Annotated in this window: 18 protein-coding genes; 6 read left to right on the top strand and 12 right to left on the bottom strand. The window is 41.6% G+C overall.

Annotated features, from left to right (window positions below; all coding sequences use genetic code 11):
• Positions 1-24 precede the first annotated feature (24 nt).
• Complete coding sequence (locus tag PZB74_RS02675; protein WP_302240550.1) at positions 25-450, bottom strand: OsmC family protein; 426 nt, start codon at positions 448-450, stop codon at positions 25-27.
• A 124-nt stretch (positions 451-574) separates the two neighbouring features.
• On the opposite strand from PZB74_RS02675, the gene PZB74_RS02670 reads away from it, so the two are divergent.
• Positions 575-2,173: a carbon-nitrogen hydrolase family protein gene (locus PZB74_RS02670; protein WP_302240548.1), complete on the top strand. Its 1,599-nt coding sequence runs from the start codon at positions 575-577 to the stop codon at positions 2,171-2,173.
• Between the two features lie 31 nt (positions 2,174-2,204).
• Here the strand turns inward: PZB74_RS02670 and PZB74_RS02665 are convergent, their stop codons facing one another.
• Entirely contained in the window at positions 2,205-3,221 is a 1,017-nt protein-coding gene (locus tag PZB74_RS02665; protein WP_367281461.1) for an aldehyde dehydrogenase family protein, read from the bottom strand.
• Positions 3,222-3,321: 100 nt separating this feature from the next.
• Between PZB74_RS02665 and PZB74_RS02660 the strand changes: the two genes are divergently transcribed.
• Positions 3,322-3,669: a 4Fe-4S binding protein gene (locus PZB74_RS02660; RefSeq protein ID WP_302240546.1), complete on the top strand. Its 348-nt coding sequence runs from the start codon at positions 3,322-3,324 to the stop codon at positions 3,667-3,669.
• Positions 3,670-3,735: 66 nt separating this feature from the next.
• Here PZB74_RS02660 and PZB74_RS02655 read toward each other — a convergent pair whose 3' ends face one another.
• Complete coding sequence (locus tag PZB74_RS02655; protein ID WP_302240544.1) at positions 3,736-4,638, bottom strand: DUF58 domain-containing protein; 903 nt, start codon at positions 4,636-4,638, stop codon at positions 3,736-3,738.
• Positions 4,639-4,914: 276 nt separating this feature from the next.
• Between PZB74_RS02655 and PZB74_RS02650 the strand changes: the two genes are divergently transcribed.
• The 4 genes from PZB74_RS02650 to PZB74_RS02635 all read left to right on the top strand — a co-directional run bounded on the left by PZB74_RS02650 (position 4,915) and on the right by PZB74_RS02635 (position 8,642).
• A complete protein-coding gene (locus PZB74_RS02650) occupies positions 4,915-5,256 on the top strand; it encodes a DUF3276 family protein (protein WP_302240542.1) in 342 nt (113 codons plus the stop codon).
• 95 nt (positions 5,257-5,351) lie between these two features.
• Positions 5,352-6,443, top strand: a complete 1,092-nt coding sequence (locus PZB74_RS02645; RefSeq protein WP_367281460.1) for an AI-2E family transporter — start codon at positions 5,352-5,354, stop codon at positions 6,441-6,443.
• Between the two features lie 21 nt (positions 6,444-6,464).
• On the top strand, positions 6,465-7,559 hold the full coding sequence (gene ychF / locus PZB74_RS02640; protein ID WP_302240541.1) for a redox-regulated ATPase YchF: 1,095 nt from the start codon (positions 6,465-6,467) through the stop codon (positions 7,557-7,559).
• 201 nt (positions 7,560-7,760) lie between these two features.
• Positions 7,761-8,642, top strand: a complete 882-nt coding sequence (locus PZB74_RS02635) for a CRISPR-associated endoribonuclease Cas6 (protein WP_302240540.1) — start codon at positions 7,761-7,763, stop codon at positions 8,640-8,642.
• A gap of 3 nt (positions 8,643-8,645) precedes the next feature.
• Here PZB74_RS02635 and PZB74_RS02630 read toward each other — a convergent pair whose 3' ends face one another.
• The 9 genes from PZB74_RS02630 to thiC form a co-directional block, all read right to left on the bottom strand.
• Complete coding sequence (locus PZB74_RS02630; RefSeq protein ID WP_302240538.1) at positions 8,646-9,929, bottom strand: type IX secretion system plug protein; 1,284 nt, start codon at positions 9,927-9,929, stop codon at positions 8,646-8,648.
• 54 nt (positions 9,930-9,983) lie between these two features.
• Entirely contained in the window at positions 9,984-11,918 is a 1,935-nt protein-coding gene (gene abc-f / locus PZB74_RS02625; RefSeq protein ID WP_302240536.1) for a ribosomal protection-like ABC-F family protein, read from the bottom strand.
• A gap of 94 nt (positions 11,919-12,012) precedes the next feature.
• Positions 12,013-12,705 carry a 2'-5' RNA ligase family protein gene (locus tag PZB74_RS02620; protein ID WP_302240534.1) on the bottom strand — a complete coding sequence of 231 codons (693 nt, stop codon included), beginning with the start codon at positions 12,703-12,705 and terminating at the stop codon, positions 12,013-12,015.
• A gap of 97 nt (positions 12,706-12,802) precedes the next feature.
• Positions 12,803-13,921 carry a 2-iminoacetate synthase ThiH gene (thiH, locus tag PZB74_RS02615; protein WP_302242733.1) on the bottom strand — a complete coding sequence of 373 codons (1,119 nt, stop codon included), beginning with the start codon at positions 13,919-13,921 and terminating at the stop codon, positions 12,803-12,805.
• A gap of 43 nt (positions 13,922-13,964) precedes the next feature.
• Positions 13,965-14,735 carry a thiazole synthase gene (locus tag PZB74_RS02610; protein ID WP_302240533.1) on the bottom strand — a complete coding sequence of 257 codons (771 nt, stop codon included), beginning with the start codon at positions 14,733-14,735 and terminating at the stop codon, positions 13,965-13,967.
• An 11-nt stretch (positions 14,736-14,746) separates the two neighbouring features.
• The gene (locus PZB74_RS02605; RefSeq protein ID WP_302240531.1) at positions 14,747-15,367 is read right to left on the bottom strand and encodes a thiamine phosphate synthase; all 621 of its coding nucleotides are present in this window, start codon (positions 15,365-15,367) and stop codon (positions 14,747-14,749) included.
• On the bottom strand, positions 15,364-16,131 hold the full coding sequence (locus PZB74_RS02600) for a hydroxymethylpyrimidine/phosphomethylpyrimidine kinase (RefSeq protein WP_302240530.1): 768 nt from the start codon (positions 16,129-16,131) through the stop codon (positions 15,364-15,366). Before PZB74_RS02600 ends, PZB74_RS02605 begins: the two co-directional genes overlap by 4 nt.
• Positions 16,104-16,727 carry a thiamine phosphate synthase gene (locus PZB74_RS02595; RefSeq protein ID WP_302240528.1) on the bottom strand — a complete coding sequence of 208 codons (624 nt, stop codon included), beginning with the start codon at positions 16,725-16,727 and terminating at the stop codon, positions 16,104-16,106. The genes PZB74_RS02600 and PZB74_RS02595 overlap by 28 nt, the downstream gene beginning before the upstream one ends.
• 155 nt (positions 16,728-16,882) lie before the next feature.
• Positions 16,883-18,739, bottom strand: coding sequence for a phosphomethylpyrimidine synthase ThiC (gene thiC / locus PZB74_RS02590; protein WP_302240526.1), 1,857 nt, complete (start codon positions 18,737-18,739; stop codon positions 16,883-16,885).
• Between the last annotated feature and the right edge of the window lie 81 nt (positions 18,740-18,820).

The following is an 18,820-nucleotide window of genomic DNA, read 5'->3' as shown; positions in this document are numbered from 1 at the left end:
GCAGCCTTTTTTATGACTATGAAACTAGAGCAGTTTGGCTTCCAGTTCTATATTGGTACCAGTAAGTACTTTCGAGATAGGGCAGTTTTCTTTAGCGCCTTGTGCCTGCTTCTGAAAGTCTTCTTTGCTAATATCTGCTATCTTAGCCTGAGTAATTAGTTTAATCTTATTAATTGCAAACCCTTCTCCTTCTTTTACTAAACTGACCTGAGCCTCAGTCTTCACACTTTTAGGTGAATAGCCTGCACCTTCAAGTGCTGCAGACAAAGCCATGCTAAAGCAGCCCGCATGAGCAGCAGCAACAAGTTCTTCCGGGTTAGTGCCATTACCCTCTTCAAAACGAGACTGGAAACTGTAAGCGCCTTCAAAGGCTCCGCTGCCTAAGGCCACGTTTCCTTTGCCGCTTTTAAGTCCTCCGTTCCATTCTGCATTTGCTTTTCTTAGTGCCATACATTAAAAAGTTTAAGGTTGAAAAAAATAGTTCATTCATAAAACGACTGGGCTTGGTAAAAGTTAATAATAAAACGAAATTGCGTTAATCGCTTGTTATAGAGCGAAACAATAAACTTTAAATATGAACAATAAAGAGATTGTAGAGCACCATCGTCTTAAGCTAAGACAGCTTCGCTTAAGCGATTACGATGATATTCAGGAAATCATGAAAATTGTCTATGCTCAGGCAGGAGGGGCATGGACTAAAAAAGAGTTTAAAAACCAGTTAAAAGCTTTTCCTGAAGGACAGATATGCATAGAGGTAGACGAAAAGGTTGTAGCAGGTGCGCTTAGTATTATAGTTGATTATCGGAAGTTTGGCGACAACCATACCTACGATGAAATTACAGGTTATGGTAAATTTGATACGCACGATTACAAAGGCGATACGCTTTACGGTACAGATGTTTTTGTACACCCTGAATACCGGGATATGCGATTGGGAAGAAGACTGTATGATGCCCGAAAAGAACTTTGTGAGAACTTAAATCTAAGAGCAATTATTGCCGGTGGTCGTATCCCTGGCTACAAAAAATATAGGGACGAAATGAGCCCTAAAAAGTATATTGAGGAAGTCAAAAATAAAGAAATTTATGACCCTGTCCTTAGTTTTCAGCTAGCCAACGATTTTCACGTTCGCAAAGTAATTACTAAATATTCTGATGAAGATGTGGCCTCGCATTACTACGCTACCCTTTTAGAGTGGCTCAATGTGTATTACGATGAGTCAGAAAAACTGATTGGTGGTACCAAATCTATCGTAAGGGTAGGGGCAGTACAGTGGCAAATGAGGAGAGTAGTTTCTCTGGAAGACCTGTTGCACCAAATGGAGTTTTTTGTAGATACGGTTTCCAGTTATAATGCAGATTTTGTAATGTTCCCGGAGTTCTTTAATGCTCCGCTCATGGCTATGTTCAAAGATGTTCCTGCTGCTGATGCAGTGCGTATGCTTGCAGATTATACAGAAAGTATTAAAGACAAAATGCAGGAACTGGCTATTTCTTACAATATTAATATCATAGCGGGATCTATGCCTGTATATGAGGAACACAAACTGTACAATGTAAGCTATCTGCTGCACCGCGATGGTAATGTAGATGCTCAGTATAAGCTTCATATTACCCCTGACGAGCAAAGCTACTGGGGACTACAGGGTGGAGAAAATGTACGCGTATTCAACACAGATGCAGGTCGTATTGGTATTCTTATCTGCTATGATGTGGAGTTTCCTGAACTCAGCAGGATTTTAGCAGATCAGGAAATGGATATCCTTTTTGTTCCTTACTGGACTGATACCAAAAATGCTTACCTGAGAGTAAGAAGATGCGCGCAGGCAAGAGCAATTGAAAATGAATGCTATGTAGTTGTTTCTGGTAGTGTGGGTAATCTCCCTCGTGTAGAGAATATGGACATTCAATACTCACAATCGGCAGTATTCTCACCTTCTGATTTTTCGTTTCCGCACGATGCAATAGTTGCAGAAGCTACACCAAATACAGAAACTACTCTAGTAAGTGATTTGGATTTAGAGTTACTCAAGAAATTACGAACACAGGGCAGTGTACGTAACTTGCAGCAGCGTCGTAAAGATATTTACGATGTAGTAGTCAAAAAGAAGCGTAAGAAAAAAGAAGATCAGGATGTGGAGTCTTTTGATGAGACTGAAGAAATAAATGCTTAAAAAAGAAAAGCCGCTATTAAGCGGCTTTTTGTTAAGATAGGTTTTGTAAAAAATCCAGCGTATTTACCCCATCTGCATAATGCCATAGCTCTGGTTGTTGAGCTTCTCCAAAAGCAAAGCTATTCGGGTACCAGGCCTGCTGCGATACAACACATTGTATCTTGTCTTCCATGGTGTCCAGCTTTTTCTTTAAGTCTTCATTATCCGTATACCTTTCATAAAAAATGACAGAGATAGGCGAGACAAGTTGTGGTGTTTCTCGGAGCAAGACAAAACCGGTATCGTAATGAGGTTCGTTGTTTACCAGCAAAATTGATTTATTGTAATCATAATTGTTATTGTATTTATGATGGAAGCTAATGGGGCTAAATGCTTGCCAACTATCTAACACATCTTTAAAATCATAATGGTCCGGCACATAAATTTTGGAAACATTACGGCAGCCTAACCCAAAGTATTGAAATACATCATTACCCAGTTCCTTTAATTCTTCTTGAGATTCTTCTCCATTAAGTACGGCTATAGATGTCCTGTTTTGACGAATAATATGCGGTATTTTGGCAAAGTAGTATTCAAAATACCGAGCCGTATTATTGCTACCTGTAGCAATCATAGCCTCCGCCTCTTTCAATTTGTCAAGGAACAGAATCTTCTCCTTAAATCGGGGTTCAATGTCAGTAAGTATGCCACTAATATACTTAATCAGAAAGCTATCCTGAGAGCTTAGCTTAGCTAACAATTGATGACCGCTGATAAGTACAGTCAAAAAATCATGAAAACCTACTAGTGGAATATTACCGGCCATTACTACACCTACCTTCTTTACGGAAGAAGGTTGCTCTGGCAGACTTTGAGTCCACTGCCGAAGTTTATCTTCTTCCAGGTAGCGCTGAACACCTTCCAGAGCAAGAGAAATGTTTTCGTCGGTAAACCAGCTGTTTTCATTCTTTGCGCTTAGGTAAATATGCTCTTTTTCTTCATCAGATAGCTCTTTCAGAATCTTACCTACTGTAGCAAAAGCTTTTATTCTATTTTCAAGTTTGATCATTTTTCAATAAATACAGCAAATGATTGTATAATAAACTAATGGTTATTTAATTCGTTAATTAAATTAGTAAAAAACAAGTAACCAAATATCGAGAGTTGATATGGCTATAATGATAACCGATGAGTGCATCAATTGTGGTGCATGCGAACCGGAATGCCCTAATACAGCAATATACGAAGGAGGAGTAGAATGGTCTTGGGCAGATGGTACAGAACTTTCTGAAGTTGAGCTGGATGACGGTACAGTAGTAGATGCTACGGAAGAGCAGGAGCCGGTATCTGATGAATTCTATTATATAGTAACTGGCAAGTGTACTGAGTGTATGGGGTTTCATGAAGAACCGCAGTGTGCGGCTGTATGCCCGGTAGATTGCTGTGTGGAAGACCCTGATGCCAGAGAGTCTGAAGAAGAACTACTTGGCAAAAAAGCATGGATGCACAACGAATAAGTTGAGTTATGAAGGTTAAAAGTTGAAAGCTAACTCATACTTTACTTTCAACTTTAGACCTTTTATTTATTTCATACTGGCTCTTTTTACCAAATAAGTTCTCAGTATGTGATCAAAGCCCTCATTAATATCAGCTTCTATAAAGTCAATTTTTGCCTGACCGCACTTTATTTTTAGCTCGTGATAATATTCCCTCATCTGCTTCTGATAAGCAGCCTTAACCTGAGAGGGTTGTAGCTTAAGCCGATCTCCCTTTTCTATATCTATAAACTCGTACGGACGCTCTTCAAAATCAAAGTCAAGTTCAGTTTTATGATCTGTTACATGAAAAAGCAAGACTTCGTGTCTGTTATGCTTAAGGTGTTGCAATGCACCAAAAATTTTGTCTCTATCCTCATAGTTTTCAAACATATCACTAAAAATAACTACCAGCGAACGCTTATGGATTTTCTCCGCTACCTGATGGAGTACGCCTGCAACAGAAGTTTGCTGCATCTTAGGCTCGTTTTTAAGCATTTCTTCCAGGAGCAAAAGAAGCTTATGAAGGTGAGAGGAGGTAGACTTCACTTGAGTCTGTATTTCTATTTCTTCTGAAAAGGTGCAAAGGCCTACTGCGTCTCTCTGCTTTTGCAGCAGAAAAGCCAGAGCTGCGGCTGCTGTAATGCTAAAAGTTATTTTACCGTTATTTTCCTGTGGATAGTACATAGACGAAGAGTTATCTATCACCAACTGGCACCTCAGATTAGTTTCTTCTTCGTAACGTTTAGTGTACAATCGGTCGGTTTTTGCATACACTTTCCAGTCAATATGGCGTGTGCTTTCGCCTGAATTATAGAGCCTGTGCTCGGCAAATTCTACGGAGAATCCATGGTAGGGCGATTTATGTAGACCCGTAATAAAGCCTTCTACTAGCTGTTTAGCCAGAAGTTCTATATTTTCAAATGATCTTATCTCTTTTAATTTTAGCATAAAAATGTATTCCGTTGTGATTGGAAAAATACTTCTATTGTACTATGGTCCACGCAAAATTAATACTGATTATTTAGCCTTTACGTTAGCCCGGTGTATTACAAAAAGGGCTCAAAATCTGCTGTTTTCCACTAATCTAAAAAATTTTGTATTCCCCTATAATACAGATTTTTATTTGTAATAATGGTTGGATTTATACTATATTTAGGTCAATTTAGTGTCAAACTAAACCAAATAAATCTAAAGTACTCACTTTAAAACCTAAATTTAGCTGTTGTGGAAGATAATCAAGGTAAAGACAGGGCAGAAATTTATTCACAGAGAGTAAGGGCCGGAAAACGTACATACTTCTTTGATGTGAAGTCAACACGTTCTAACGATTATTATCTCACCATCACCGAAAGTAGAAGAAGATACAAAGAAGATGGTTACTTCTATGAGAAGCATAAAGTATTCCTCTACAAAGAAGATTTTAACAAGTTTATGAATGCGCTTCAGGATACTATCGGTCATGTGAAAGAAGAGTTGATGCCAGAATACGACTTTGATCAGTATGAGGCTGAAGCTACTACCAATGAGGAAGGATCCAGCATTGATGATGAACTGAAGTGGGACTAAACCCTCTGTTGAGCTAACTTATTATGTGAGCCCTTGAATCTTCTAGGGCTTTATTTTTTTACCTTCATTGTATAAATCATTTTTGCATCACTACTATGATCAACAAGGGGGTCCTTTACATCATCTTATTCGTGCTGGGGTTTGTATTACTGGCATGGATATTTTCTGATATTTTTGGATACTTCGTCATCTCACTTGTACTCTCGGCGATATTTTCGCCACTGACCAACTATATCAACCGACTGCATTTTTATGGCTATCATATGCCTCGTTTTGTAGCCGTACTAATCTCCTTTGCCGTAATTGTTGTGCTTTTTGCCTCCTTTATTGTTTTGTTTATCCCACTGATTGACGATCAGGTACAGATTATTACCCGCATCAACTACGAGGATTTATATTACAGAGCGAGTGCCCCGCTGCATCAGGTAGAAATGTTTTTGTATAACAATGGAATTATAGAGGAGGAGCACCTGCTGGTAGAAAGCCTGCGTAGTAGTCTGCTCTCGTTAATTGGTACAATCAATTTTGGAGAGTTTTTCAATCAGCTTATCTCTCTTACGGGTACCTTCTTTATTAGCATACTTGCTGTAGTGTTTATCACCTTTATTCTGCTATACGAAAAAGGAATAGTACGAAGGTTAGTCATCAAACTAATCCCCAACCATTACTTTGAGGTATTTATCGCAGCTATTTATAAGATTGAAACCCTCCTATCTAACTACCTGATAGGCCTCTTATTTCAAATATTTTCTATTTTTTGTATAGCTTCTTTAGGGCTGAGTTTATTTGGGATTAACTATGCTATTACTATCGCCATATTTGCTGCGGTAGCTAACCTAATACCCTATGCCGGTCCAATACTTGGCTCAGCCTTCGGTATTATTGTAGGCTTGTCAACAACAATGCTGGGAGCTTCTACCAACGAAATGATCATACTGGCTGTTAAGGTGATTTCTGTATTTGCGGCAGTGCAGCTTATAGATAACCTTTTTTTACAACCGCTGATTTTTTCAAAAAGTGTAAAAGCGCATCCATTAGAAATATTTATAGTTATTTTTGCAGGAGCAACCATCGCCGGAGTACTGGGAATGATTGCTGCTATTCCGGTATATACCATACTAAAAGTGGTGTATCTGGAACTTTATAGTGGGTACAAACAGTATCATATTTTTAAGACAAAAACATAATTAAATATAGCCAAGTAGAATATGAGTTTACAGTGTGGTATAGTAGGTCTGCCTAATGTAGGCAAATCAACTTTGTTTAATGCTTTGTCAAGTGCCAAAGCAGAGGCGGCTAACTTTCCTTTTTGTACGATTGAGCCAAATGTAGGCGTAATTACAGTGCCTGATGAGCGTCTGAACATTCTTCAGAAGCTTGTAAACCCTCAGAAAGTAATCCCTACTACTATTGAGTTTGTAGATATTGCAGGTCTGGTAAAAGGAGCGAGTAAAGGTGAAGGGCTAGGAAATAAATTTTTGGCTAACATACGTGAGGTGGATGCCATCATCCATGTGGTGCGTTGTTTTGCGGATGATAATGTAGTACACGTAGCAGGTTCTGTAGACCCGGTTTTTGATAAAGAAGTAATTGATACTGAATTACAGCTAAAAGACCTGGAGTCAGTAGAAAAGAAAATTCAGCGCCTGGAAAAAATTGCTAAGTCTGGAGATGCCAAAGCCAGAAAACAACTGAGCACTTTGCAAAGTTATAAACAACACCTGGAGGCAGGCAACAATGCGCGAAGCATAGAAATAGCCGAAGAAGACAAAGAAGCAGTATGGGACTTAAACCTGCTGACAGCCAAACCGGTTATTTATGTGGCCAATGTAGATGAAGGGTCTATACATACTGGTAATGAGTATGTAGAAGCTTTAAAAGAAGGTATTAAAGGAGAAGAAGCAGAGGTGATTTTGATATCGGCTTCTATAGAAGCGCAGATAGCTGAGCTTGATTTTGAAGAACGTTCTATCTTTTTAGAAGAGTATGGGCTTAAAGAATCAGGACTAAATAAATTAATCCGCGCCTCTTATAAATTGCTTAATTTAATTACATATTTTACTGCTGGGGAAACAGAGGTAAGAGCCTGGACAATTATGAAGGGTTGGAAAGCTCCCAAAGCAGCAGGAGTAATACATACCGACTTTGAGAAAGGATTTATTAAAGCAGAGGTGATCAAACTAAGTGATTATCAGGAGTATAAGTCGGAGCAAGGATGTAGAGAAGCAGGAAAGTTAGCAATTGAAGGAAAAGAGTATGTAGTTGAAGATGGAGATATTATGCATTTTAGATTCAATGTATAATTGCTAAATTGTAAATTGGTTGAGATAGTTACGTGGGTATAAATCAATCTTTAAAGTTTTTTGACTATTTAGATAATAAATAAGTATTTTTACATATAAATGGCAGGTTGTTATAAACAATTTTATTTGAAATCTATTCCTACATTTTAAGAGTAAACTATTTCAGTCAATTTTTTTGGTTTAATTTAAACAGCTGGTTTTTTGAGAATACGTATCATTTTTATTTTACGGAACAAAGGTTCGTATGTTCCTTTCCATCATCAGTATTTATTAGCTCAATTAATTAAGGGTATACTGGTGAAAGGAGGTGAAGAGAAATTTATCAATTCCAGGCTTTATAATTTTTCTGGTCTAAAAGGACAGACAAAAATCAGTCGGAATGGCCTGCACTTTTATTCAAGCCGAGTTACCCTGGTATTATCTGCTACCAACAAGGACTTTGTTGACTATTTTCTGAAGCACCTGTTTGCTTTTCCTCAGATAGATATTGGTACCATGAACCTTATCCCTGAGGCTGTGGAAATAGAAGACAAGCCCGATTTTACCGACGCGATGAAATACGTTTGTATTTCTCCTTTGGTATTGGTGGAGCCTTCGTTTAGCGATGATAGAGGCAAGAAGTTTATCATACCTACCTCAGATACTTTTTCCGACCTGCTCTACGAGTCTATTATGATCAGAATGGAGAAGTCTGGCGTATTTACTTCTGAGCAAATTGCCGAGTTCTACAAATTCCAGCTAGTACCCGACAAAAACTACCTGCTTCGGATTAAAGAGCAACAAAAGAAGTTTGCCCGTATTTATCCTCTTTACGATCAGGATGTAAAATATGAGGTTAGAGGCTACACCTTTCCCTTTGTCCTTTATGCTGCTAAAGAAGTGCAGGAGTTTATCTTCAATAATGGTTTAGGCCTTTTTGCCCACAAAGGTTTTGGTATGTTGGATCTGGCAACTGCCGATCCGGGAAAAGGAACCTCTAAATACGAGTTTGAAGGCGCGCCGGCTTCCAACAATAGAGAGCCTGGTGTTCGCGAAGTACGAAGGAGAGAAGGAGGAAGCAGAGACCGTGAAACCAGCCTTTAAGGACTATCGTAATTTTGACCTAAAGCTAGTATAACCGATCAGTAGATCTGATCGGGAGCTTAAAGGCCGCGTATAAACAAATATTTCGTAGAAGTTTTCTGTCTCAAAATGACTGCCGTCAAACTGGTAAGGGTTAAGCCCATCGCCATTTTCTACATAGTAGAGGTAGTTATAGAAGCCTTGCTTAAGCATAAGGCTTAAGGTATATCCTTGCTGGGCTTCATTGTACTGCATTTTAGCCTTAGCATCCAGAGTACCATTATTAAAATCTCCGATGATATACACATCACCATTTACCGGTTTTTCCGCTTCTAAAAAGAAGTGAGTATTAAAATAGTCTGAGTTCAGTTCGCCTCCTCTTGTTTCTAGATTACCAATAATATAGCCACCATTCAGATCATTATATTGGCTGTAAGCCTGAGCGGAACGGTCACGATCAGGTAAAATAAACGCTTCCATCGGGTACTTGTCCTGTTGTATCTCTGCTACGTTCTGACCCAGAGCTTTAGCCGTACGAAGATCAAAATAGCGGAATTCATTTCCTGCCCAAAAATTGTTACTCAGGTCAAAGAGTCTGTACTCTAGCTCTTTTACATCTTCTCTTACAAAGCTGGGCTTTAGTCCGCTAATCGTATTAAACCACTGCTGGTTCTGCCGAACAACAATGTACACATCCTGATAAGGATTAGGTATATCAAAGTTCTGATAATTGATCAAAAACTCAATCTGATGGCGAGTGTCTCGCTCCTGAACCCCGCTGGAAAGTCCTACCTCTGCATTTACTATGATACGAGAATCATACACCATAAACCTTTTTGTAAAAAGGGGATTAGCATCATCTTCATTTTCGTAGACCACAATGGCATAGTTTCCGGGCAGCTTTACCCGAGGTAAGGGAAGTGTATAACGGGCAAAAGGAATTTTTGTATTGTAAGACAGCTCTTCGTCAGTGATAGGAAACTCATTGTAGTCATACAGGTAATCCATACTATATAGCTTAGATTGCTGCCAGTCTGCATTACAGTGTACAATTTTAGCGTTTAGCTCTCCGTAAACTTCCCTGTCTCCCAGTTCCAGCCAGTCAAATATGAGCGCAGTAGGTACATTCTGATTAATGTTGATTACCGAGCTAAATAGCTGCTCATCGGGCTGCACAATTCTTACGGATTTAATAGCCTCAGAAAAAACCTGATCGTAATATACACCATCGCCTGACTGAAGAGGCTTGCTTTCTGTAGGTGAGTACTCCGGCAGAGAGCTACTACCAAAGGCATAGCAGGTAGTCAAACAAATGAAGGTAAGACACAGTAAGGCTCTCAGCTTTAGGTAGTACATCTGCAATTAGTTTAGGTCTTTTTCTAGTGCTTCTACTTTAACAGCTAACTCATCCCAGACTTCGGTAGCCTGGTCCAACTCTTTCTCTAAGGCGTCAAACTTTTCAGATTTTTCTGCCAGCAAATCTACATCACCATACACGGATGGTTTGGCGAGTTCTTTTTCTAGCGCCTCTTTTTCTTCTTCCAGCTCCATTACTCTTTTCTCAGCTTTCTCCAATTCACTTCTGAGTCTCTTTAACTCTTTTTGTGCCTTCTGAGCTTCGGAGGGGGTACGCTTCTCTGCTTTTGGCTCAGGTTTGGGTTTGACTTTGGCTTGTTGCTCCTCGGCCTGAGCCTGCTTTTCGTCCTGCTGACTACGCCAATAGGTATATTCTTCGTAAGAACCCGGATATTCCTTGATTTCGTGATCTTCTATATACCAGATCTTATTAGCTACCTCTTTAATGAAATAACGGTCGTGAGAGACGATAACGAAAGTACCCTGGTATTGCTGCAATGCCTGAATGAGTATGTTAACCGACTGCATGTCCAGGTGGTTGGTAGGCTCATCCAGTAATAAGAAATTGGCCTCCCCGATCAGGGTTTTAGCCAGTGCTACCCGTGATTTTTCTCCACCAGATAGTACCTTGATTTTTTTAAATACCTCCTCATCGGTAAAGAGAAAGCAGCCCAATACATTGCGTAACTCCTGCTCGGTTTTTTCGCTACCCGCTTGCTTGAGTTCTCCCAACAGGTCATTGTTTACATTCAAAGCCTCCAGCTGATGCTGGGCGAAGAATCCCATATCTACATTATAGCCGAGCTTACTTTCTCCTTCTATGGGTTCGGTACCGGCAATAATACGCAGTAGCGTGGACTTACCTTTACCATTGGCACCAATTAGGGCTATTTTATCTCCTCTTTCTATGGCACGGGTAGAGTTTTTAATAATCTGAAGGTCTCCATAAGATTTAGAGACATTATTTAGCTCAACGACAAACCTGCCAGATTGCTTTTTAAAGGTAAACCTGAAATTTACGCTGGCATTTTCATCAATAACTTCATCTACTTTATCCATGCGATCCAATGCCTTTACCCGCGATTGTACCTGACGAGCCTTGGTGGCTTTAGCACGAAAGCGTTCTATAAAGCGCTCTGTCTGCTTAATTTTCTGCTGCTGGTTTTCGTAAGCATTTTGCTGAATTTCTCTTCTCAGCTCTCTTTCCTCCAGGTAAAATGAGTAGTTACCAGAGTATACATTCAGCTGCTGGTTAGCCACTTCTACAATAGATGTAATGGTGTTATCCAGAAACTGACGGTCGTGAGAGACTACTATAACTGCTCCTTCGTACGAGCGTAGGTAATTCTCAATCCACTGAATAGAAGGTAAGTCCAAGTGGTTGGTAGGCTCATCCAGCATAAGTAGAGAGGGTTTCTCTAGAAGCAGCTTAGCCAGCATAACCCGCATACGCCACCCTCCGGAGAACTCTCTGAGCGGGCGCTTAAGGTCTTCGCTGCTAAAGCCTATCCCTTCCAGAATTTCTTCAGCTTTGGCTTGCAGGGCATAGCCTTCCATCATCTCAAATTTCTCCTGCAACTTAGCGAGCTTATCAACCAAATCATCGCTATAATTAGTCTCCATCTGCTTTAGAAGCATTTCAATCTTATGCTCTATCTCCAAAGCCTCCTGAAAAGCCTGCATGGCTACATTAAGAATAGAGTCGTCTGACTGAAAAGAAAGTAAATCCTGATTGAGGTAGCCTATGCTACAATCATTGGACTTGCTGATCTCTCCACCGTCAGCAGTGTATTCTCCATTGATAAGGCGGAGCAGGGTAGTTTTTCCTGTTCCGTTGAGGCCAATAAGGCCAATCTTATCTTTAGGTTTAATATGAAGGTTTGCCTCCTGGTAAATAGGACGGCTTCCGATATAGTACGATAGGTTATTTATGGCTAACATATAGCTGCAAAAATAGAAAATATAAACGCAGATGTAACGCTACTACTAAATTAAACATTCATTCTGGCGGCTTAAAAAAAACAGGGTAGGGGCTTTATGTGAGAGAATAAGTTTTGAGTAAACGAACTTTTCCCTGACGTTGGTACCAGTCATTAGCTACAAGTTCAAGCTCTTGAGCGGTAAAAGTTCCAAAGGGATAATCCCGATATTTTTCGAGTTGCTCAATAAAACGAGAGGGTCTTTTGAATGCTTTTCTAAATCTTATAATGGTACTGTGTGCGGTAAAAATATGGTAGCGAGAATCTATAGAGTGCTGTAAGTTGGAGCTTTTAAAACTACTTCTAAGCCTGTCTCTCAGCATTTGCAGAGCCTCATTGTGCGGAAATCCCTGCAGGAGAATAGTAGCTGGTGAAGCTGTTATACCCCGAAAAGAGAGCTCAAGAGGCGGCAAGCCTAAAAGGACATCTTCAATTTTTTGGTCATAATCATTGATGTTGATCTGGTCTAAGCTAAAGCCAGAATAGCAGGAGATAATTGATAAAACTGTCAGGTGGAGGTCAGAAACAGGATAGTAATATTGATCTGGCTCCAGACCTTGCATCTGACTCAGAAAAGCTTCAATCTGCTGCGCTACAGTTTGAGGCGGACGAAGCAGCAGGGTAATTCCGTACCTTTTGTCATGCGCATCATCTATCTGAAGGTCTGCTTTGGCTCCTTTGTCCAGTATATGCTGTTGAGCATGGCTCCACATCTGCTTATAGTGCTCTTCCAAGGATGTTTCTGGCATAGATCTAGGTTTGTCAGTATACAAAGCTCTTAAGATAAAGGATTACCTGAAAAATACTCAGGCAGTGCAGAACCATGTACAGTATATAGTAGCAGGTCTACTCCACTCCATACACCTTATCCCAATCTTTCCATACGGCTTCGTAGCCTTGAGCTTTAATCATGGCCGCTACCTCATTAGGGTCTCGCTCATCCGAAATCTCAAACTGCTCCAGAGATTCCGGTTCTACCGCATAGCCTCCCGGATTAGTTTTAGAACCGGCGCTGATAGATGTAATTCCTAGTTTGATCACGTGATTTCTGAATTTTTCTGTTTCTCTAGTAGAAAGTGAAAGTTCTACATCTTCATTAAAAATGCGGTAGGCGCAAATGAGCTGAACCAGTTCCCGGTCGCTGATATGTACTTTGGCTACATCGCCTCCAGAAAAAGGTCTTAGCCGGGGAAAAGAGACAGAGTACTTGGTTTGCCAGTAAGTTTTTTCCAGGTAATCCAGATGAAGAGCATTAAAAAAACTATCGGTACGCCAGTCTTCTAAACCGATGAGTACGCCTAATCCGATTTTATGAATGCCGGCACGACCCAGGCGGTCAGGTGTCTCGAGGCGATAGTCAAAATTTGCTTTGCGTCCTTTGAGGTGATGTTTGCGATAATCCGCCTGATGATAAGTTTCCTGATAAACTAGTACGGAATATAAGCCCAGGCTAATTAATTCCTCGTACTCATGCTGATCCATGGGCTGTACCTCCATTGAGATGTTGGAAAAGTGCTTCTGAAAAACAGGAAAAACTTCTCTGAAATAATGCATGCCTACCTTTATATGATCTTCTCCGGTAACAAGCAGTATATGGTCATAACCCCACTTTTTTACAGCTTCTATCTCCTGCTCAATCTCTTTTACACTCAGGGTACGGCGTCTTACTTTATTGTTAAAGCTAAAGCCGCAGTAAGAGCAGATGTTGTGGCATTCGTTAGAGAGGTACATAGGCGCATATAGCTGCATGGTATTGCCAAAGCGTTTCTGCGTAAGTTGATGGCTTAACTGGGCCATCTCTTCCAGGTAGGGTAGGGCAGCAGGTGAAATTAAAGCTTTGAAGTCGTCCAGGGTTCTTCTGCTTTTGTTCAATGCTCTTTCTACATCCGTAGTATTTTTGCTATATATATCTGCCTTCACGCTATCCCAGTCGTACTGGGCGAAAATATCTTTAAAAGTATACATCTCTGCTTCTTTACTATTTACCATTTACCATAATAATATGCTATCAATCATCCAGAAAAGAGGTGAGGGGGCTGGTAGCTCTGGCCTGTTGCCTGCTTTGCCCCAAACCTGCCTCGTAGGCCATGCGTCCGGCTTCTACCGCAATTTTAAATGCCTCTGCCATCATTACCGGATTTTTGGCTACCGCTATGGCAGTATTTACGAGTACTGCATCTGCTCCCATTTCCATAGCCTGGGCAGCATGTGAGGGGCTTCCGATGCCTGCGTCTACTACTACCGGCACTTTACTTTGCTCTATAATAATTTCCAGAAAGTCAGCAGTTTTTAAACCCTTATTACTTCCGATTGGAGAGCCCAGAGGCATTACGGCAGCTGTGCCAGCCTCTTCCAGCCGTTTGCAAAGCACTGGGTCGGCATGGATGTAGGGCAGCACTACAAAACCTAGTTTAGCGAGTTCTTCAGTTGCTTTTAGCGTTTCTACTGGGTCGGGGAGCAAATATTTAGGGTCAGGGTGAATTTCCAGTTTTACCCAATTAGTCTCCAGAGCCTCTCTGGCCAATTGGGCAGCCAGTACCGCTTCTTTAGCCGTACGCACTCCAGATGTGTTGGGTAAGAGGTTGAACTGAGGATGATTTAAATGCTGAAGAAGGTCGTCATCTTCCTGATGAATATCTACCCGCTTAAGAGCTACAGTTACTAGCTCTGAGCCGGAAACTACCAAGGCTTCTTCCATCAAGTGGCTGGAGCTAAATTTGCCGGTGCCGGTAAAAAGGCGAGAAGTAAATGTTTTATCTGCTATGTTTAAGGTGGTCATGCTTTTTTAGTTTAGTTACTTAATCTTTTAACTAAGTCGGCACACTGTTGGGCAGGAGTACAGGTGATAAGACCCGAAATGGCAATGCCATGTACTCCCAGCTGACGGAGAGCGTGGACATCTTCTTCTACTATACCTCCAATAGCGACGATAGGTGTACGAATTTCCTTTTGTTTGATCCATTCAAAAATTTGGGCAATGCCCTCCTGTCCCAGTATAGGGCTCAGTTTTTTCTTGGTTTTTGTAAAGCGAAATGGACCTACACCTACATAATCTGCTCCTGCAAGCACCGCTCTTTCTATATCTTCGGTTGTATTGGCAGTGGCTCCAATAATAAAATCCGGGCCAAGCAGGGCACGTGCCTCTTTAGGGTGCATATCTTCTTTTCCCAGATGAACGCCGTCCGCTTTAACCGCCAGGGCTACTTCTGGCTTATCATTAACGATGAGCTTAGCCTGGTAGGTTTGGCAGATTGCTTTGGCACGATATGCCACCTCTAAATATTCTTCTTCGCTTACGTCTTTCATTCGTAGCTGTACCCAATCGCAGCCTGCTTTACAGGCATGTGCTATTGCCCACAAATGGTCTCCTTCCTCAGAAGCCTGACTAATATAGTGTAGTTTTGATATCATGTTAGTGTCATTGGTACGTGATGTCCTAAAAGCCCTTTGCTACTGCTCAAAAAGCTCTCAGTATAAGATTTAGCTCTTCGGCAAGCTTCAGGCAATGCAAAGCCTAGTGCCAGATAAGCCGTTATCGCAGAAGAAAGCACGCAGCCTGAACCATGCTTTGGGTATACCTGACTGTTGCTGGCGTGCAAGGTAGCTACCTGGATGCCTGAGACATATAAATGATCTACTCCCGGCTCTTCTGCATTGTGCCCTCCTTTTAAAAGGACATAGCAGTGTTCAGACAGAAATTCTGCTGCTTCGTAGGCTGTGGCTTCGGCTTGCAAACGTAGTGCTTCTTCTGTATTCGGAGTAAGCAGATATAGCTCTTCCAGAAGGTTATGCAGGGTATTAGCCTGTTTATCTTCATGAAAATTATAACCGGCAGAGGCTTTCAAAACCGGGTCAAGCGTAATGCGTATGTCTGGCTGGTGCTGCTTGAGCAGACTTACCAGTTGCTGTAAAATATCCCAACTTTCTACCAATCCGATTTTACAATGCCGGATGGGGTATTGCTGGAAAAGTATATCTACCTGCTCTTTAATAGTGTCTAATAGAACCCACTGACAGTTTTTAAATGCACTTTCGTGTTGCACCGTAATAGCACTGCATACGCCTAGGCCCGTCACCTCTAATGCTTCAAAGGTTTTACTATCGGCCAGCAATCCTGCTCCTCCACTGGGGTCAAAGCCAGCGATACTTAGTACGTAAGGGCGGCGCTTTCGCATACTGACTTTAGTTGTTTAAATTTTTCTAAGGCTTTTTGAGGCTCCTCCCAAATGGCTCCGAGTACAGCTACCTGCCTGAAGCCCAGTTGCGCAGCTGCGCCTATCTTATCGGTATCTATTCCACCCAGGCCTACCAGTTTGTCTCTGTAGGCATAGTCTTGAATCTCCCAGTTTTCGTCAGAACGGTAGTCCGGCTTTGAGATACTGCTAAACAGCGGACTAAGCATAAGGTAATCATATGTGGGATGCAGATCTGCCATATGGCTTAGCTGATGTACCGAAGTGCCAACCAGCTTTTGTGCTTTTTTTAATTGTTTAATGCTCTCTTCTATTTGCTCTACACGCGTCCTTTTGCGCTCCCACTCCGGAATGTGTAAGCCACCCAGCGTGCTGCATACTTGTAAATCCGGTGAACCGTGTACAATAATTTTAGCATGATACCCTTCGGGTAGCTTAGCAATAAAAGCCTGTACCTGAGCGGTAGATAAACCAGGCTTGCGCAGATGAAAGTATTGCATGCCTGCCTCAAAAAGAAGATTAATTATCTCACTTTCACCCTCAAAAAATTCAGGATGAGAAATTACTCTGAGTATCATGGCCGACTATGTTCAGCTTAGGGTGAGCATTATATAGATTCTTATCTGTGCTGTTAGCCAGAGGTAGTATTCCCAGACAAAAGCCAGGCTCTCATCCGGGATGTTACTACAACTTGCTAAAGCTTATTATCAACGTTTATAGATTGCCAAAGGCTTTAATGATAAATTTCACTTCCCTTTTCTGTAAACTCTTTAGACTTTTCTTTGAGTCCTTCGTCTACCGCATCTTCCTGATCCAGCCCATTTTCTTTGGCGTACTGCCTTACTTCCTGCGTAATCTTCATAGAGCAGAACTGGGGGCCACACATAGAGCAGAAGTGAGCTACCTTAGCACCATCTGCCGGAAGAGTTTCATCATGAAACTCCTTGGCCGTATCTGGGTCAAGAGAGAGGTTAAACTGATCTGCCCATCGGAATTCAAAACGAGCTTTGCTTAGCGCATTGTCGCGGTATTGTGCACCAGGGTGACCTTTGGCAAGATCTGCGGCATGTGCGGCAATTTTGTAAGTAATTACGCCATCTTTTACGTCTTTTTTGTTGGGCAGCCCCAGGTGCTCTTTGGGGGTAACGTAGCAAAGCATGGCGGTACCGTACCACCCGATCATGGCTGCTCCTATACCAGAGGTAATATGGTCGTAGCCGGGAGCAATGTCAGTAGTAAGCGGTCCTAAAGTATAAAAAGGAGCTTCACCACAGGCTTCTAACTGCTTATCCATATTCTCTTTGATCATATGCATAGGTACGTGGCCTGGTCCCTCAATAATGGTTTGCACATCATGCTTCCAGGCTATTTTAGTCAGCTCACCTAAAGTTTCAAGCTCGGCAAACTGTGCTTTGTCATTGGCATCTGCCAGACTTCCGGGGCGTAGTCCATCCCCTAAAGAGAAAGATACATCATAAGCTTTCATAATTTCGCAGATCTCTTCAAAATGGGTATAGAGAAAGCTTTCCTGATGATGCGCCAGGCACCACTTGGCCATAATGGAGCCACCTCGCGATACTATACCAGTTACACGGCGTGCGGTCATAGGTACGTAGTGGAGGCGTACGCCAGCATGTATGGTAAAGTAATCTACACCCTGTTCGGCCTGCTCTATCAGTGTATCCCTGAATATCTCCCAGTTAAGCTCTTCTGCTTTTCCTCCTACCTTTTCCAGAGCCTGATAAATAGGTACCGTACCAATAGGTACTGGCGAGTTTCTTAAAATCCACTCTCTGGTTTCGTGGATATTTTTTCCGGTAGAGAGATCCATAATGGTATCTGCTCCCCAGCGGCAGGCCCAAACTGCTTTTTCTACTTCTTCTTCTATGCTGGAAGTAACTGCTGAGTTACCAATGTTTGCGTTGATCTTTACCAGAAAATTACGGCCAATGATCATAGGCTCGCTCTCCGGATGGTTAATGTTCGCAGGAATTACCGCTCTGCCTCTGGCAACCTCATCTCTTACAAACTCAGGAGTAATCAGGTTTTTTGGAGTATTGGCACCAAAACTTTGCCCGGGATGCTGGTGCCCCAGCTCTTTGATTTCTTCAATACGTTGATTTTCCCGTATGGCTATAAACTCCATTTCCGGAGTGATAATCCCTTTTTTAGCATAGTGCATCTGACTGACATTCGCACCAGACTTAGCCTTTAATGGATTTTTAAGATGGGCAAAGCGTAAAGAGTCCAATGAACTGTCGTTAAGCCGCTCTGTACCATAAGCCGACGATAGACCCGGCAGTTGTTCTACGTCATTTCTGCCTTCTATCCAGGGTTTTCTGAGTTTGTTAAGCCCTTTTCTAACGTCTATTTCTACGTTGGGGTCGGTATAGGGGCCACTGGTGTCATACACCGTTACTGCCGGGTTCTTCTCTACAATGCCGGTAAGCTTGTGGGTAGTATCTTCCAGCGTAATCTCTCGCATAGGTACTTCAATGTCATGGAGCTTTCCTTTCACATAAATTTTTCTGGAAGCAGGAAAAGGGTCACGACTAATGACTTCAGCACTGGGAATTTTGTCAGTTTTCATACGCAAAGTTTAATGATGAGTGTAAAGGTTCAGACAGGCACAGCGGCCTGAAAACATGCTGCATACCAGCCACTGCTGGCT

Origin of the sequence: Porifericola rhodea, assembly GCF_030506305.1 — a bacterium.
Classification (GTDB): domain Bacteria; phylum Bacteroidota; class Bacteroidia; order Cytophagales; family Cyclobacteriaceae; genus Catalinimonas; species Catalinimonas rhodea.
Note: the sequence above shows the minus strand (reverse complement) of the source record. Positions and strands in the feature narration are given on the sequence as shown.